The following is a 14,607-nucleotide window of genomic DNA, read 5'->3' as shown; positions in this document are numbered from 1 at the left end:
ACGCTGTCAGCTGTTGCCATTGCGCGCGGATCGCGCTTTACGGGTTCCCTTCGACATGACTGCTACGAACGACAACACCGCACCCTTCTCCCTCGGGACGCCGGCCGCGCTGCCAAGTGCGCTGGCGCGCCTGCGCATCCGCCACCTGCAGGCGCTGGACATCCTGCAGCGGGTGGGATCCGTGCGCCAGGTCGCCATCGAACTCGGCATCACGCAGCCCTCGGCGCTGTCGTTGATCGACGACCTGGAATTTGCGTTCGGCACTCCGCTGGTGGTGCGCGATCACAGCGGCACCCGTCTGACGCCAGCGGCCCAGGCGGTCCTGGCACGCACCCGGGTCGCCCTGCAAGAGATCGCCATGGGGCGCCAGATTGCGCTGCAGCATGGCGGCGCGACGGCGCGCTTGCGGTTGGGCGCATCGCCCTACCTGATCGGCGTGGCCATCCCCGCCATGCTGGCGCGCGTGCGCGAGCATCTGCCCGACGCGCGCATCGACATCCAGGAAGGCGCGCTGGACGTGCTGGTCGCGCGTCTTGCACAAGGCGAGCTGGACGCCGTGCTTGGCAACGTCGAGCGCGCGACCCTGGCCTCGCATGGCCTGTCGCTGGATCAGACCCTGCTGGGCTCCGAACCGCTGTATGTGGTCGCGGGGCCTGGCAATCCACTTCACGGCCGGGCCACCGCCAGCCTGCGCGACGCCCTGGCCGGCCCCTGGGTCCTGCCCCACGCGGCATCGCACATCCGCAACCTGTTCGACAGCGCCGTATTCGATGCAGGCGCCCCACCCGTGGTCCCGCAGGTGGAATGCCGCGGTCTGCTGAACCTGTTGGCCATTGCGCAGGCCTCCAGCATGCTGACCATCGCCCCGGCCACCGAAATCGCCAAGCCGATGTGGTCGCGCGACCTGACGCGACTGGACTGCGGCATGACCCTGCGCGTGCCGCCGTACGTGCTGCTCAGCCGCCACTACGCGCCACCGATACCCGAAGTGGAGGTGTTGAAAGCCTGCGCGCAGTCGGTGGCGGCGGGCTTGTTCGGCGCGATGGAGGGCTAGCGGCGCGTGGCCCGGCCTGGCCAAGCGCTGGCGATGGGCCAGCCAAGCTGCTGGAAAAAAGCGCGCACCCGCTTGTCGACGGTGCGCGCTTCACGTGTCATCCGTTGGACCGCCTTGCGGTCCCGCCGGACTTCAATCCAGCAGATCCGAATAATCCCCACGGCTGTACTCACCCAGCTTCTGCCAGGGCATGACTTTGGGCGTGGGAATGACCGACGCTGTCATGACCTGCCGCATCAGCCCATGCGCGTCTTTCTGTTCGATGCGCCGCGCGTATTTCCCGGCCACGTCCCAGTCGACCAGCGTGGTGCGTTCGCCCTGCACCAGCCGGTATCGCTCGACGCCTTTCGCGCCCGCGCCCAGCTTTTCCATGCGGGTCAACGCGACCGGGTCGAGCAGCCAGTAGGCGGCTGCCCACGAACCGCCGTAGCCCACATTGGCCTGATGGGCAAGTTCGACGTCGATCACGCGCTTCTGCTTGTGCAGGATGGACGTGACCCGCACCTTGCCATCCGGGTCCCGCTGGATCAGCAGGGGCGCGCCTTGCGCATCGTCGTGCGCATGGCCGGCATGCGGACCGTGCGAGGCCTGGTGCCCGTCGTGCTCGCTGTCGCGCAGGGCGGCAGGCAGTTCACGTTCGATCCACACCGTAGCCTTGTCGCGGAACATCAGGTCGGCGTGACGGCTGTCGCGCGTCACGCCATCGGTGCCGATGGACCGGCTGTCATAAGCCAGTCGCAGCGCGACCGGCGGCGTCCGGTCGACCTCGGACGTCACCTGTGCGGTCGCGGGGCTGGCATGTGCCGCGCTGGCGGCAGCGGGCGCGGCGACGTCGTTCGCGGGCCGCGGCTGCGCAACCCCCGACGCGGCGGCTGCGCACGCCAGCGCCGCCACGGCGCCAAGGCAGCCGAGCGACGGCCGCATCACAGCCCCGCCGCTTCGCGGACCTTGGAAAACACCTTGGTGTTGTCCATGGTGCCGCGGAAGATCTTTGCGCCTGCGCCACCGGCGAACAGCATCACGTCGCCGCCGCCGTGTGTCTCGGAACCGGGCGTGCCCAGGTTGATGCCGACTTCCTGCAGGAAGTTGTCGTTGGTCGTATCGACATTGGTCAGGTCGTCACGGGTTGCGCCACGCACCGGTGCGATCCATGGCTTGTTGCCGTCTTCCGAATTGACCAGGCTGCTTGCGCTGGTGTTGGGTCGGCCGCCGTTGCCGAAGACCAGGGTGGTGTATGGCTTGCCGTCGGACGCCTTGGCCAGCTGACCCGTCTGGTAGTCCACTGCCTTGCCCAGAATGGGCGAGTTGATTTTGGTATAGCCGTTGAACGCGATCGCGTGATCGTGGTCGGCGGTCACGACCACCAGCGTGTTCTTCAGGCCCGGGTCCTTCTTTTCCATGTAGGCCAGCGCGGAATCGATCGCCTTGTCCATGGCCAGCGTGTCCTCGAGCGCGCGCTTGGCATTGCTGCCGTGCAGGGCATGATCGATGCGGCCGCCTTCAACCATCAGGAAAAAGCCATTGGTATTGCGGGTCAGCACGTCCAGTGCCTTTTCGGTCATCAGCGACAGGCTGGGCTGATCCAGCTTCTGGTTCACGCGATCCAGTTCGTAGGCCATTTCGCTTGGCGAGAACAAGCCCAGCAGCTTGGGTACGCGGCCGGCGTCCGCGGTATTGAGCGCGCTCAAGCTGGTTGCCGTGTCGGCGTAGGCGTAGCCCTTGGCCTTCATGGCGGCGACCAGATCGACGTTGTCGGTGCGCTTGCTGGCCGGATAGGTCGACAGCGGCAGGTAGTTGCGCTGTCCGCCGCCCATCAGCACATCGATGCCGTCACCCAGCGCCGCGTTGTAGCGCGGGTGACCGGGCACCGATTGCTCGGCAATGGTGTTGTAGGCATTGCGATTGCAGATGTGCGCGTAGGTCGCGGCGGGCGTGGCGTGGCCAACGCGCGTCGTCGACACGGCGCCCACCGCGCGGCCCTTGGCCTTGGCCAATTCGAGCAGCGTCGTGGCTGCGGTGCCGTTGCCAGTGGCGGCGCAGGTGGTGTCCTCACCGTTGATGAACTGCGTGCCATCCGGCTTGTAGGCAAGCGTGTCAGCCGACATCGAAATGACTTCGTTGTTCATCTTGACGCCCGTCATGTAGGCGGCCATTGAGGGTGCGCTATCGGTGGTCTGCCCGTCGCGCGAAAAGGTCTTGATGCGGGCGGCATTGCCCAGCGTCTGCATCGTGAGCGTGGCGCGTTCGCTGGACGGCAGCGATCCCGGCGCGGCGGCCAGCTGCTTCTCGCCCTTGTAGATGCGGGCGGCGGTCACCGTGACCGGGCCCATGCCATCTCCCAGAAAGAAGATGACGTTCTTGGCTTCGCCGGCCGCGTAGGCCGTGCCGGAAAGGCCGGCCAGCGCGAGCACCAGGGCCTGTTTGCGGATCATGGATGTCATGTCGGTTTCCTTGGTTTCTCGCGGCATCACAGGCCGATGGACTTCTTGATCAGACCGAATACGTCGTTGTTGGTCAGCGACCCGGCAAAGTTGTCGGCGCCCAGTCCTTGCGCACCGAGGAACACGTCGCCGCCGCCGTGGGTTTCAGTCGCAAGCGGCACCACGGCTTCCTGCAGGAAGTCGGCGCTTTCCAGCGCGGTGGCATCGATCGGGCCGCGCGTGGCCAGCCGCTTCGGCCCATTGCCAAAGCCCAGGATCGTGTACGGGTTCTTGTCGACGTCGGTCGAGACCGCGCCATCCACATAGTTCTTGACCAGTCCCAGCACGCCCGGCTTGCCCGCTTCGGTCTTGCCCGTGCGCTGCGCGTAGCCGTTCATCTGCAAGGTGTGGTCGTGGTCGGCGGTGACGACGATCAGCGTGTTCTTCAGGCCCGGGTCCAGCGCCGCCATCTTGGTCAGCGTCAGCTTGATTGCGTCGTCGAACGCCACCGTGTCCTGCAAGGCGCGGCGAGCATTGGTCGCGTGCAGGGCGTGGTCGATGCGCCCGCCTTCCACCATCAGGAAGAAGCCCTTCTTCTTGGCCGCCAGCACGTCGATCGCCTTGCTGGTCATTTCGGCCAGGCTGGGTTCCTGCGTGGCCGCGCGATCCAGGTCATAGGCCATGTGGCTGGCGTTGAACAGGCCGGCAATCTTGGTCGTACCGTCGGCGGGCAGCGCGGCCAGTTCCGTTTTGTTGGCGGCATAGCCGTACTTGGCCGTCTTCAATTCGTTGACCAGGTTGCGGCCATCGTTGCGCAGCCCACCGGTGGTGGTCTTGGGAATGAAGTAGCTGCTGCCGCCGCCCAGAATGACGTCGATGCCGTCGCCCAGCTTGGCGTTGTAGCCGGCGCCGCCCGGCACCAGCGCGGCAGCGATCGTGTTCTCGGCGTCGCGATGGCACACATGCGCGTAAGTCGCAGCCGGGGTGGCGTGGGTGATACGGGCCGTGCTGACCACGCCCGTGCCGTACCCGGCCGTCTTCATGATTTCAAGCAGCGTGTCGACCGGCGTGCCGTTGCCGGTAGTCGGGCAGGTACTGTCGAACAGCGTGTGGTACGGCGCGCCAGCCGCGTTGGTCGCCTTGGTTTCCGGCGACATCGAGATGACTTCGTTGTTCATCTTGACGCCGGTCATGTAGGCCGCCATCGACGGCGCGCTGTCGGTGACCTGGCCGTCGGCCGAGTACGTGTGCACGAACGCTGTTTCGGGCAGCTTGTCCATGGTCAGCTCGCCGTCTTCGCCCACGCTATAGATGCGCGCCGCGGTCATGGTCGTGATGCCCATGCCGTCGCCCAGGAAGAACACGACGTTCTTGGTCGGGCCTGTGGCGACCGGCGTCGTGGGCGTGTCGTTGTCGTTGTCGCCGTTGCAGGCGGCCATCAGCAGGGAAGCCCCCGCGACGGCGAGAGGCAGCGCGATGCGTTTCATTGGATATCCTCGGGATCTGGGCCAGGCCGGCGGAACGCAGCCTGTCGAGCGGTGGGGTGAGCAGATATCCGGCAAGCGTACGGGGGCGCGTGACAGGGTTGTGACGGAGGAACGGGCGGGACGATCACACCGCTATCAGCAGAGCACCTGACTCGACGAGCTGGTGGCAGACGTGGATCCTTGCACCTTGGTTCGAGGCACCCAGCGCCGTTCAGGGAATCGAGATGACTCCAAGCAATACTGTCGATATCAGGGCCGCTATCGCGCGCGGCAGGATCGCCCGGGCAAACGAACCTCGTGCGGCGTCGGCTTGCTTCGACGCGCAATCAGGCCGCATTACGATTGAATTGGAAAATGGCTGCGTCTTCGCCTTCCCGCCTGGCCTGGTGCAGGACCTTGTCACGGCAACGCCGGCCCAGCTCGCCCAAGTGCAGGTGATTGGGAATGGCTATGGGCTGCACTGGGAAGCGCTTGATGCCGACATTGCGATCGCTAGCCTGCTGGCGACTAATAATGGGCAGCGATCTGTATGAAGCACCATCGACATTCCAATATGGCAGTCGTCCAACCAGGGGAGTTAATAAATGCGGTCCTGCTTTCGAGGTTGAAGATGAAATTTTGCTAGACGGGTAATCCCCCGGCTCTACAAATCTCACTCCGTTCTTATAATCCTCACGCCGCGATCAAGTCATAAGATCAAGCAGGTCGGCATTCAAAACATTCAAGAACAGGAAAAAAATGAAGCGTATCGCAATAGCGTTAGTATCGACTCTCGCCCTTGCCGCATGCGGTGGCGGTGGCGGTGACGGCGAGTCCAATTCAGTCACTCCCACTCCAAGCAATCAAGACGCGGCGGGCCTTTATGGCACGACAGCAACGGGCCTGGTGGGTAGCACCATCATTTTCAACGATGGTTCGTACTATTCAATTTACGGCACCCCGACCCAGACCAATGGCTTTATTACCGGCACAGGCACAGCATCGAACGGGACATTTACCTCCACCAACGCCAAAGATTTTTCAGCCGGCGCAGTGGTAAACGCTACGATTTCGGCGTCGTATCTGGCAAAGCGTTCGATTAGCGGATCGGTAACCTACACGGCGCCAGCCCGGTCTGTGCCGTTCACAGGCAACTACGACGCATTTTACGAAGCAGCACCCAACCTTGCCAATTTGGCAGGTCGGTTTACCGGTCCAGCCGCCTCGCCGATTGCTGCAGAGCAAATATCGGTCAACATTTTGGCGACCGGTGCATTCAGCGGGCAAGGCCCCAGCGGATGCACGTTCACGGGAACTGCAAGCCCAAAAGCGTCTGGTAATGCATACGACGTGTTGCTGAACTTCGGCGCTACTGCTTGCGTTTACCCGTCTCAACAGGTCAGGGGCGTAGCAGTTGTCCGTAACAACCAGCTTGTGGTGATGGTGACCACTGCCGACCGAAACGGTGGGCTTATCTTTCTAGGCAACAAGAACTGAATTCAATGGTAGGTTGGGTCGTTCCCTGCGATCCAACGTCTTTGAAGTCGGCTCACAGATGAAAAAACCCGCTGGCTCTTTACGAACCAGCGGGTTTTCGACATCTTGGCGGAGGCGGTGGGATTCGAACCCACGATGCAGTTTTAGCCGCATACTCCCTTAGCAGGGGAGCCCCTTCGGCCACTCGGGCACGCCTCCGAAACAACGACGCAGAGTATATCACGTCATTCGGGGTCGTCGCGGCGAAAACGCCTGCTTTCTACCCCAAGAGAGGGTTCGCGCCGGCCGCACGCGGCGGCCGCCGCGATCAACCCTGCGTCTGGTCCAGCCCGAACGCCTTGTGCAGCGCGCGTACGGCCAGTTCCATGTACTTGTCGTCCATGATCACCGAGGTCTTGATTTCGCTCGTGCTGATCATCTGGATGTTGATGCCCTCTTCCGACAGCGTCTTGAACATCAGGCTGGCGACGCCGACGTGCGAGCGCATGCCGATGCCGACGATCGACACCTTGGCGACCTTGGGGTCGGCAACGACTTCGCGGGCGCCCACTTGCGTGACCACGTCGCGGTTCAGGACGTCGATGGTTTTCTGGAACTCGTTGCGATGCACGGTGAACGAGAAGTCGGTCGTGCCGGCGACGGACTGGTTCTGCACGATCACGTCGACGTCGATGTTGGCGGCGGCGATGGGACCCAGGATGGAGTAGGCGATCCCTGGCTTGTCGGGCACGGCCAGGACCGTGACCTTGGCTTCGTCGCGGCTGAACGCGATGCCCGAAACAACAGCGGATTCCATCTTTTCGTCTTCCTCAAAGGTAATCAGGGTGCCCGACTGCATTTCTTCGTCGAGCGGCATCAAAGGATCGGTCAGGGACGACAGCACCCGGGTGGGCACGCGGTACTTGCCGGCGAATTCGACCGACCGGATCTGCAGGATCTTGGAGCCGAGGGATGCCATTTCGAGCATTTCCTCGAACGACACCACGCGCAGGCGCCGCGCTTCGGGCACGACGCGGGGGTCGGTGGTGTACACGCCGTCCACATCGGTGTAGATCAGGCATTCGCTGGCCTTGAGGGCGGCCGCCACGGCGACCGCCGAGGTGTCCGAGCCGCCGCGGCCGAGCGTGGTGATGTTGTTGTCGTCGTCGATGCCCTGGAAGCCTGCCACGATCACGACACGGCCCTGGTCCAGGTCGCCGCGGATGCGCGCATCGTCGATCGACGCGATGCGGGCCTTGGTGTACGAGGCGTCGGTGCGCACCGGGACCTGCCAGCCGGTGTAGCTGCGGGCGTCCAGGCCAAGCGACTTCAGCGCCATGGCCAGCAGGCCGACGCTGACCTGTTCGCCGGTCGAGGCAATCATGTCGAGTTCGCGCGGATCGGGCTGTTCCTGGATTTCCTTGGCCAGTCCGATAAGGCGATTGGTTTCCCCGGACATGGCCGAAGGAACGACCACGATCTGGTGGCCGGCGGCGTGCCATTTGGCGACGCGGCGTGCAACATTCTTGATGCGCTCGACTGAGCCCATCGACGTGCCGCCATATTTGTGAACGATCAGTGCCATTTTCTCGTGTGCGGGATCATTAAGGGGCAGGCTAACCATAAATGGTAGCCCAGCCAGCGCCACTTCGCAAAAAGCTTAGGACACGACCGTTGCGCCCGGACGATCGGCGACCCAGTTCAGGCGGATGCCGGGCTCGGTCTGGGGCACGCGGGCGTCGATGCCCAGGCCGGCCGCGTAGATCAGGATGTCGCCGCGATAGACCAGCGGCAGGCGTTCGCGCTCCCAGCTCGGGATACCGCGTTCCTGGTACAGGTTCTTGAGGCTGCGGCTGGGCGTGGCGGGACCGACCTTGAGGCGTTCGCGCCCTCGCCGCCAGGCGATGCTGAGCGGGCCGCCGCGCAACCACTCAGGATCGATCCCTTGCGCGGCCGACAGGAATTGCAGGGTGCCGCCGTGGCTGTCGATGCGGATATCCGTGCCCCCCGTCCAGACGATGCCGGCGGCGTCGGCCGCCGCCCCGCCGTCTTCCCCCGAACGGTCGCCTGGCCTGTCGCCTGCCCGGTCGATCACCAGCCAGTCGCGAAACCGGCGCACGTGCACGGCTTCGTGCTGCAGCACGATCTGCCGGTCGCGCGCCGCCCGCTGCAGTTGCCGCTGCAGTTCCAGCAGCCGTGCTTCGGACGGCATGGTCAGTCCGTGCTCGGCCAGCCAGAGCCGTAGCACCAGGATTTGCCGGGCTTCGCTCAAGCCCAGCAGCGCGGATACCCGCAGACAGTCGTCGTATGGCGGCACGCGTTCCCGCACTGCTTGCAGGTCGGCCGCCGCGACCTCACGCAGCACCTCGGCCGACTCGGTCGCCAGCCGCGCGAAGCGTTCCAGTGTGCTGCGGTAGCCGGGCCAGGTGCGCTCGATGGCCGGCAGGACGTCGCCGCGCAGCGCGCCGCGGGCGTAGCGGGTATCGAGGTTGGACGGATCGCTGACCGCCACGTAGCCGGGCGCCAGGGCAGGACCATATTCGCGCAGATATTCCTGGATGCGGCTGCGTGGCACCGTCAGCCAGGGCCGCAGGTAGTCGATGCCATCGAGCCGGCTCTGCGCCGCCATGCCGCCCACCCCGTCCAGGCCGGCGCCGCGCAATAGCCGCAGCAGGACGGTTTCGACCTGATCGTCCTGGTGATGCCCGAGCAGAATGTGACGCACGCCCGCCGCCCGGGCCATGTCGGCCAGCGCGGCGTACCGCGCGACGCGGGCAGCCGCTTCGATGCCGCGCCCGTCGGACGTGTCGACGGTGACCCGGGTCTGCACGAACGGCAGCCCCAGGCGCTCGGCCAGACAGGAAGCGATGTGGGCCCACTCATCGGCTTGCGCATGCAGGCCGTGATGGACATGGAAGACATGGAGCGCCAGGCCGCGTTCCCGCGCCACCGACGCCGCCAGCATGGCCAGGGCCGACGAATCCGGCCCGCCGCTGACGGCGACCGCCAGGCGAGCCAGTCCCGTCGGCAGGGCGTCGAACGCGCCGTTCAGCGCCGTGACCAGCGGAATCGGAAGGGGGATGCACTACCGCCCTGCCCCGGTTCAGGGCTGGACGGTCTCCTTGAATCGGCCATAGGACATCACACGTTCGAACCGGGTGCGGACCAGATCGGCCGGTTTGACCCCCTGGCACTGGCGCAGGCTGTCGACCAGGCCGCGGCGCAGCAGCTGTGCCATTTGCTTGGGGTCGCGATGCGCGCCGCCGACGGGCTCGCTGATGATCTTGTCGATCAGGCCCAGGGCCTTGATCCGGTGCGCGGTGATGCCGAGCACTTCGGCGGCATCGGGCGCCTTGTCCTGGCTGCGCCAGAGAATCGACGCGCAGCCTTCGGGCGAGATGACCGAGTAGGTCGAGTACTGCAGCATCAGCACGACGTCGGCCACCGCGATCGCCAGTGCGCCGCCGGAGCCGCCTTCGCCGATGATGGTGCTGATGATCGGCACCTTCAGTTCCGACATCGCATAGATGTTGTGGCCGATGGCTTCGGACTGGCCGCGCGCTTCGGCGTCGATGCCGGGATAGGCGCCGGGCGTGTCGACGAAAGTGAACACCGGCATGTTGAATTTCTCGGCCAGGCGCATCAGGCGCAGGGCCTTGCGATAGCCTTCCGGCTTGGGCATGCCGAAGTTGCGCATCGCCCGTTCTTTCGTGTCACGGCCTTTCTGGTGGCCGATGACCATGCAGGGCGCGCCGTTGAAGCGGGCCATGCCGCCCACGATGGACTTGTCGTCGCCGAACTGACGGTCACCGTGCAGCTCATGGAAGTCGGTGAACAGCTCGCGGACATAATCCAGCGTGTACGGACGCTGCGGGTGACGCGCGACAAGCGCCGTCTGCCAGGGCGTCAGCTTGGAATAGATTTCCTTGGCCAGCGTCTGGCTCTTGGTCTGGAGCCGGCTGATCTCTTCGGAAATGTCGACGGCGGAATCGGCCTGCACGAAGCGCAGTTCCTCGATCTTGCCTTCGAGTTCGGCGAGCGGCTGCTCGAATTCTAGAAATGCGTTGCGCATCAGTACTCCACGGGTACGGGATCCAGGCTACGCCAGAGATACCAGGTTGCTACGGTGCACCAGGGCTTCCAGGCTTGCGCAACTTCCCGCGCCTCGAAGCGTGACACCGGTTCGCCGCTGAAATAATGCAGCGAAATAGCTCTCAGCAGGCCGGGGTCGTCCAATGGCAGGACGTCCGGCCGCCGCAGATTAAAAATCAGGAACATCTCGGCTGTCCAGCGTCCGATACCCCGGATCGCAGTCAGCTCGGTGATGACGGCTTCGTCGTCCATCTCGGCCCACTGCTGGGGATGGACGCGGCCCTCATGGAAATGGGTCGCCAGATCGAGCACGTATTCGGACTTGCGCTGTGACAGGCCGGCCTCGCGCAGCCCTTGCAGACCCGCGCGCACCACGGCCGACGGCGTGACGCGCCGATGGCAGGCGGTCACGCATTTTTCCCAGGCGACTTCGGCCGATTTGGCCGAGATCTGCTGGGCGACGATGGCGCGCGCCAGCGTGACGAAAGGCTCGTCGCGCGTCAGCAGATGCACTTCTGGGTGCTGCGGAATGATCTTGCGCAGGATACGGTCGCGCTTCATCAGGTGCGCGACCGCCGCATCCCAGTAGTCGGGCTTGCCAGGGTCGTTGGCGGCCCCGTCGTGCGTTGGCCGGCCGTCCATCAATCCAGCGTCCAGCATCGGGCCGGACTCATCTGCAACGTGCGACTTCATAGGGAATTCGGTTCTCTGTTCTAGACCGATGGACATCAGGCGCGGCGCCACACGGTGACCCCGCCCGGCTTGTCTTCCAGGACGATGCCCTCGGCCAGCAGCTCGGCGCGCAGGCGGTCGGCCTCGGCAAAATTCTTGTCTTTTTTCGCCTGGGCGCGCGCGTCGATGCGCGCCTCGATGGCCGCCGCGCCGGTATCGGCGTCGTCGCCCCCTGCCTTGCCCTGCAGGAATTCGCGTGGCGACTGGCCGAGCAGGCCCAGCATGCCGCCCAGTGCCTTCAGCTGTCCGGCGGCGCGGGCCGATCCGGACTTGTTGGCTTCGGCAGCCAGCTCGAACATGGCGGCAATGGCTTCGGGCGTGTTGAAGTCATCGTCCATCGCGGCCTTGAAGGCCTGTCCTGTCGGATGATCCCAATCGACACCCGCCTCGTCGGGGGCGACGTTGGCGAGCGTAGTGTACAGCCGCGTCAGGGCCGAGCGTGCGTCAGCCAGGTTGTCGCCGGCGTAGTTCTGCGGGCTGCGGTAGTGGCTGCGCACGATGAAATAACGGATGACCTCGGCGTCGTAGTGCTCCAGCGTGTCGCGGATGGTGAAGAAGTTGCCCAGCGACTTGGACATCTTTTCGGCGTCCACCATCAGCGGACCGCAGTGCATCCAGGTGTTGGCGAAGGTGCCGCCATATGCGCCTTCGCTCTGGGCGATTTCATTTTCGTGGTGTGGAAACTTGAGGTCGGGACCCCCGCCGTGGATGTCCAGCGGCATGCCCAGCAATTCCATGCTCATGGCCGAGCATTCGATGTGCCAGCCCGGACGGCCCACGCCATACGGCGATTCCCACTTGGATTCGGGAGGCTCGGTGGGCTTGGCGGCTTTCCACAAAACGAAATCCAGCGGATCACGCTTGGCGGTGTCGACCTTGACGCGTTCGCCCGCACGAAGATCGTCCAGCGACTTGCCCGACAGCTTGCCGTAACCCGGGAACTGGCGAACCGCGTAGTTGACGTCGCCGTCGCTGGACCGGTAGGCCAGGCCCTTGTCTTCGAGCAGGCGGACGATGTCGAGCATCTTGCCGACGTGCTGGGTGGCGCGCGGCTCATGGTCGGGGGCTGGACGCCCAGCGCCGCTTCGTCCTCATGCATCGCGTCGATGAAGAACTCGGTGACCTGGGTTATCGTTTTGCCCGACTCGACCGCGCGGCGGATGATCTTGTCATCGATGTCGGTGATGTTGCGGACATAGTTGACCTGGTAGCCGCTGGCACGCAGCCAGCGCTGCACGATGTCGAAGCTGACCAGCATTCGCGCGTGGCCCAGATGGCAGTAGTCGTAGACCGTCATGCCGCACACGTACATGCTCACGCACCCGGCCTGGCGAGGCTGGAACGGTTGTTTGGCACGAGCAAGCGTATTGTAGATTTGGAGCATGTCTGGGCGGTGCGCTAGGCTGAAAAACGGGAAGCCCCGGCGCATCGAAACCTCGGCCGGGGCTAGAATTGCAGCAAATTATATCAATCGAGCGCGCCTGCCCCATTCGGGCCACGCGTTCACTCTTGGGCAGAACCACTTTTGGCACCGACAGACCTCGTTAGTCCCGCCGCGCCGACCCGTCCTTTGCCGGGTGTCGGCACTCCGCTTTCCGGCATGCTGGCCGCCGCCATCCTGGCGCTGTCGTGCCTGGGCAGCCCCGCCGCCCTGGCGCAGACGCGGGCCGCCACGCCGCCCCCCACCGCGCCTTCCGACGCCGACGTGTCGCCCTGGCTGACCAACCTGCTGGAAGCGCTCAAGCCGCGGGTGGACACCCGTTTGCCCGAGTCATCACGCGCGGCAACCGTCAGGCTCGAAGGCCTGCTGGCGTCCGGCAAGGCAGCCGAGGCGCTGCCCGAGATCGACGCCCGCCTGGCCAAGAGCAAGGCCGGCGACAGTCAGGGTGAAGACGTCCAGATGCTGTTTTTGAAGGGGCGCGCGCTGAACATCCTGGGCCGTCCGCAGGAAGCCAAGGCGGTCTACCTGGACATGACGCAGCGCTTCCCGGAACTGCCCGAGCCCTGGAACAACCTGGCGGCGCTGGAAGTGGCCGATGGCCGGCTGGAGCAGGCCAAGATGGCGCTGGACGCCGCGCTGCGCAACGATCCGAACTACCCGGTCGCGCACGAGAACATGGGCGACTTGTTTATGATGATGGCCGCGCGGTCGTACAACGACTCGCTGCGCCTTGCGCCCCAGAACGCCGGGGCGCGCAACAAGGAAGCCGGCATCAAGTCGTTGCTCGAGGCAAAGACGCCGGCGCCGCAACCCCGGAACCGTTAATGAAGACCTTCCTTACTGCTGCAGCTGTCGCCCTGGCTTCGCTGGCCGCGCCCACCGGCGCCGCCCTGGCCGGCCCGCAAGTCGCGCTGACCACCAGCGCCGGCGTCGTGATCCTGGAACTGGATGACCAGAAGGCCCCGGCGACCACCGCGAACTTCCTGCAATACGTGAATGCCGGGCACTACAACGGCACGATCTTCCATCGCGTCATCCCGAATTTCATGGTCCAGGGCGGGGGTTTCACGGCCGACATGGGCGAGAAGAAGACGCGCGAGCCGATACGTAACGAAGCCTCAAATGGCTTGAAAAACGATAAGTACACGGTGAGCATGGCCCGGACATCCGATCCGCAGTCCGCCACCGCGCAGTTTTTCATCAACACCGCCGACAACGCGTTTCTGAACTACCGCGCCGCGACAGCCAGTGGCTACGGGTATGCGGTATTCGGCAAGGTGGTCCAGGGCAAGGAAGTGGTCGACAAGATCAGCGCAACCCCGACCACCACCCGGGGTCCGTTCGCGGACAACCCGGTTCAACCCATCACGATCCAAAAAGCAGAGGTCCTGAAATAATGAGCACACGCGTCAATCTCACTACGAATCACGGCGTCATCGTCATCGAACTGAATGCCGACAAGGCGCCCAAGACGGTCGAGAACTTCCTGTCGTACGTCAAGGACGGCCATTACGACAACACGGTGTTCCACCGCGTGATCCCCGGCTTCATGATCCAGGGCGGCGGCTTCGAACCCGGCATGTCGCAAAAGCCGACTAAGGCATCCATCGAGAACGAGGCCAACAACGGCCTGAAGAACAATGCCTACACCGTGGCCATGGCGCGCACCAACGCCCCGCACTCGGCCAGCTCGCAATTCTTCATCAACGTCGCCAACAATGACTTCCTGAACTTCAGCGCTCCCACGCCCCAGGGCTGGGGCTACGCGGTGTTCGGTGAAGTCGTCGAAGGCAAGGAAGTCGTCGACAAGATCAAGGGCGTCAAGACCGGCAGCAAGTCCGGTCACCAGGACGTGCCTGCCGAAGACGTGGTCATCACGAAGGCCGAAGTCGCTGCGTAATCCGCACGGCTGAGTCGTACCATCGA

At 64.6% G+C, this 14,607-nt stretch carries 13 protein-coding genes, 1 tRNA gene and 1 pseudogene; 6 read left to right on the top strand and 9 right to left on the bottom strand.

Going from position 1 to position 14,607, the window contains the following annotated elements; genetic code table 11:
- The first annotated feature begins 55 nt into the window (after positions 1-55).
- Positions 56-1,054, top strand: coding sequence for a LysR substrate-binding domain-containing protein (locus ACNANG_RS21715; protein WP_420224750.1), 999 nt, complete (start codon positions 56-58; stop codon positions 1,052-1,054).
- Positions 1,055-1,186: 132 nt separating this feature from the next.
- On the opposite strand, the gene ACNANG_RS21710 is transcribed toward ACNANG_RS21715, so the two are convergent.
- From ACNANG_RS21710 to ACNANG_RS21700, 3 genes are read right to left on the bottom strand one after another with little or no spacing between them, the layout of a single operon-like run.
- Entirely contained in the window at positions 1,187-1,978 is a 792-nt protein-coding gene (locus tag ACNANG_RS21710; RefSeq protein WP_420224749.1) for a hypothetical protein, read from the bottom strand.
- A complete protein-coding gene (locus tag ACNANG_RS21705; protein WP_420224748.1) occupies positions 1,978-3,495 on the bottom strand; it encodes an alkaline phosphatase in 1,518 nt (505 codons plus the stop codon). The genes ACNANG_RS21710 and ACNANG_RS21705 overlap by 1 nt, the downstream gene beginning before the upstream one ends.
- Before the next feature lie 26 nt (positions 3,496-3,521).
- On the bottom strand, positions 3,522-4,961 hold the full coding sequence (locus ACNANG_RS21700) for an alkaline phosphatase (protein WP_420224747.1): 1,440 nt from the start codon (positions 4,959-4,961) through the stop codon (positions 3,522-3,524).
- 224 nt (positions 4,962-5,185) lie between these two features.
- Between ACNANG_RS21700 and ACNANG_RS21695 the strand changes: the two genes are divergently transcribed.
- Together ACNANG_RS21695 and ACNANG_RS21690 are read left to right on the top strand one after the other, a co-directional pair.
- Positions 5,186-5,494 (top strand): DUF2442 domain-containing protein, encoded by a 309-nt coding sequence (locus ACNANG_RS21695; protein ID WP_420224746.1) that lies wholly within the window; start codon positions 5,186-5,188, stop codon positions 5,492-5,494.
- Positions 5,495-5,699: 205 nt separating this feature from the next.
- Positions 5,700-6,437 (top strand): hypothetical protein, encoded by a 738-nt coding sequence (locus tag ACNANG_RS21690; protein WP_420224745.1) that lies wholly within the window; start codon positions 5,700-5,702, stop codon positions 6,435-6,437.
- Positions 6,438-6,543: 106 nt separating this feature from the next.
- Here the strand turns inward: ACNANG_RS21690 and ACNANG_RS21685 are convergent.
- The 6 genes and pseudogenes from ACNANG_RS21685 to cysS form a co-directional block, all read right to left on the bottom strand.
- Positions 6,544-6,635: transfer RNA gene (locus tag ACNANG_RS21685), tRNA-Ser, on the bottom strand.
- 109 nt (positions 6,636-6,744) lie between these two features.
- The gene (locus ACNANG_RS21680; RefSeq protein ID WP_420224744.1) at positions 6,745-8,001 is read right to left on the bottom strand and encodes an aspartate kinase; all 1,257 of its coding nucleotides are present in this window, start codon (positions 7,999-8,001) and stop codon (positions 6,745-6,747) included.
- A gap of 75 nt (positions 8,002-8,076) precedes the next feature.
- The gene (gene tilS, locus ACNANG_RS21675; protein ID WP_420224743.1) at positions 8,077-9,381 is read right to left on the bottom strand and encodes a tRNA lysidine(34) synthetase TilS; all 1,305 of its coding nucleotides are present in this window, start codon (positions 9,379-9,381) and stop codon (positions 8,077-8,079) included.
- A gap of 138 nt (positions 9,382-9,519) precedes the next feature.
- Entirely contained in the window at positions 9,520-10,488 is a 969-nt protein-coding gene (locus ACNANG_RS21670; protein ID WP_420224742.1) for an acetyl-CoA carboxylase carboxyltransferase subunit alpha, read from the bottom strand.
- Entirely contained in the window at positions 10,488-11,150 is a 663-nt protein-coding gene (locus ACNANG_RS21665; protein WP_420227626.1) for a DNA-3-methyladenine glycosylase family protein, read from the bottom strand. Before ACNANG_RS21665 ends, ACNANG_RS21670 begins: the two co-directional genes overlap by 1 nt.
- 86 nt (positions 11,151-11,236) lie before the next feature.
- Positions 11,237-12,624, bottom strand: a pseudogene (gene cysS, locus ACNANG_RS21660) (cysteine--tRNA ligase).
- Positions 12,625-12,840: 216 nt separating this feature from the next.
- Between cysS and ACNANG_RS21655 the strand changes: the two are divergent.
- The 3 genes from ACNANG_RS21655 to ACNANG_RS21645 are packed head-to-tail and all read left to right on the top strand — an operon-like array spanning position 12,841 to position 14,581.
- Positions 12,841-13,506, top strand: a complete 666-nt coding sequence (locus ACNANG_RS21655) for a tetratricopeptide repeat protein (RefSeq protein ID WP_420224741.1) — start codon at positions 12,841-12,843, stop codon at positions 13,504-13,506.
- The gene (locus ACNANG_RS21650) at positions 13,506-14,078 is read left to right on the top strand and encodes a peptidylprolyl isomerase (protein WP_420224740.1); all 573 of its coding nucleotides are present in this window, start codon (positions 13,506-13,508) and stop codon (positions 14,076-14,078) included. The genes ACNANG_RS21655 and ACNANG_RS21650 overlap by 1 nt, the downstream gene beginning before the upstream one ends.
- Positions 14,078-14,581: a peptidylprolyl isomerase gene (locus ACNANG_RS21645; RefSeq protein WP_420224739.1), complete on the top strand. Its 504-nt coding sequence runs from the start codon at positions 14,078-14,080 to the stop codon at positions 14,579-14,581. The genes ACNANG_RS21650 and ACNANG_RS21645 overlap by 1 nt, the downstream gene beginning before the upstream one ends.
- The last annotated feature ends 26 nt before the right edge of the window (positions 14,582-14,607 follow it).

The organism is Pigmentiphaga litoralis, from assembly GCF_048632615.1.
Classification (GTDB): Bacteria; Pseudomonadota; Gammaproteobacteria; order Burkholderiales; family Burkholderiaceae_B; genus Pigmentiphaga; species Pigmentiphaga litoralis_B.
The sequence above is the reverse complement of the archived record's forward strand: the minus strand, read 5'-3'. Positions and strand labels throughout refer to the sequence as shown.

Bases quoted from the DNA above. Each gene is read 5' to 3' on its own strand.
- ACNANG_RS21705 (WP_420224748.1), bottom strand. From the start codon at position 3,495: ATGACATCCATGATCCGCAAACAGGCCCTGGTGCTCGCGCTGGCCGGC.
- ACNANG_RS21695 (WP_420224746.1), top strand. From the start codon at position 5,186: ATGACTCCAAGCAATACTGTCGATATCAGGGCCGCTATCGCGCGCGGC.
- ACNANG_RS21690 (WP_420224745.1), top strand. From the start codon at position 5,700: ATGAAGCGTATCGCAATAGCGTTAGTATCGACTCTCGCCCTTGCCGCA.
- ACNANG_RS21655 (WP_420224741.1), top strand. From the start codon at position 12,841: ATGCTGGCCGCCGCCATCCTGGCGCTGTCGTGCCTGGGCAGCCCCGCC.
- ACNANG_RS21700 (WP_420224747.1), bottom strand. From the start codon at position 4,961: ATGAAACGCATCGCGCTGCCTCTCGCCGTCGCGGGGGCTTCCCTGCTG.
- ACNANG_RS21715 (WP_420224750.1), top strand. From the start codon at position 56: ATGACTGCTACGAACGACAACACCGCACCCTTCTCCCTCGGGACGCCG.
- ACNANG_RS21680 (WP_420224744.1), bottom strand. From the start codon at position 8,001: ATGGCACTGATCGTTCACAAATATGGCGGCACGTCGATGGGCTCAGTC.
- ACNANG_RS21670 (WP_420224742.1), bottom strand. From the start codon at position 10,488: ATGCGCAACGCATTTCTAGAATTCGAGCAGCCGCTCGCCGAACTCGAA.
- ACNANG_RS21665 (WP_420227626.1), bottom strand. From the start codon at position 11,150: ATGGACGGCCGGCCAACGCACGACGGGGCCGCCAACGACCCTGGCAAG.
- ACNANG_RS21710 (WP_420224749.1), bottom strand. From the start codon at position 1,978: ATGCGGCCGTCGCTCGGCTGCCTTGGCGCCGTGGCGGCGCTGGCGTGC.
- ACNANG_RS21645 (WP_420224739.1), top strand. From the start codon at position 14,078: ATGAGCACACGCGTCAATCTCACTACGAATCACGGCGTCATCGTCATC.
- tilS (WP_420224743.1), bottom strand. From the start codon at position 9,381: ATGCTGGCGGCGTCGGTGGCGCGGGAACGCGGCCTGGCGCTCCATGTC.
- ACNANG_RS21650 (WP_420224740.1), top strand. From the start codon at position 13,506: ATGAAGACCTTCCTTACTGCTGCAGCTGTCGCCCTGGCTTCGCTGGCC.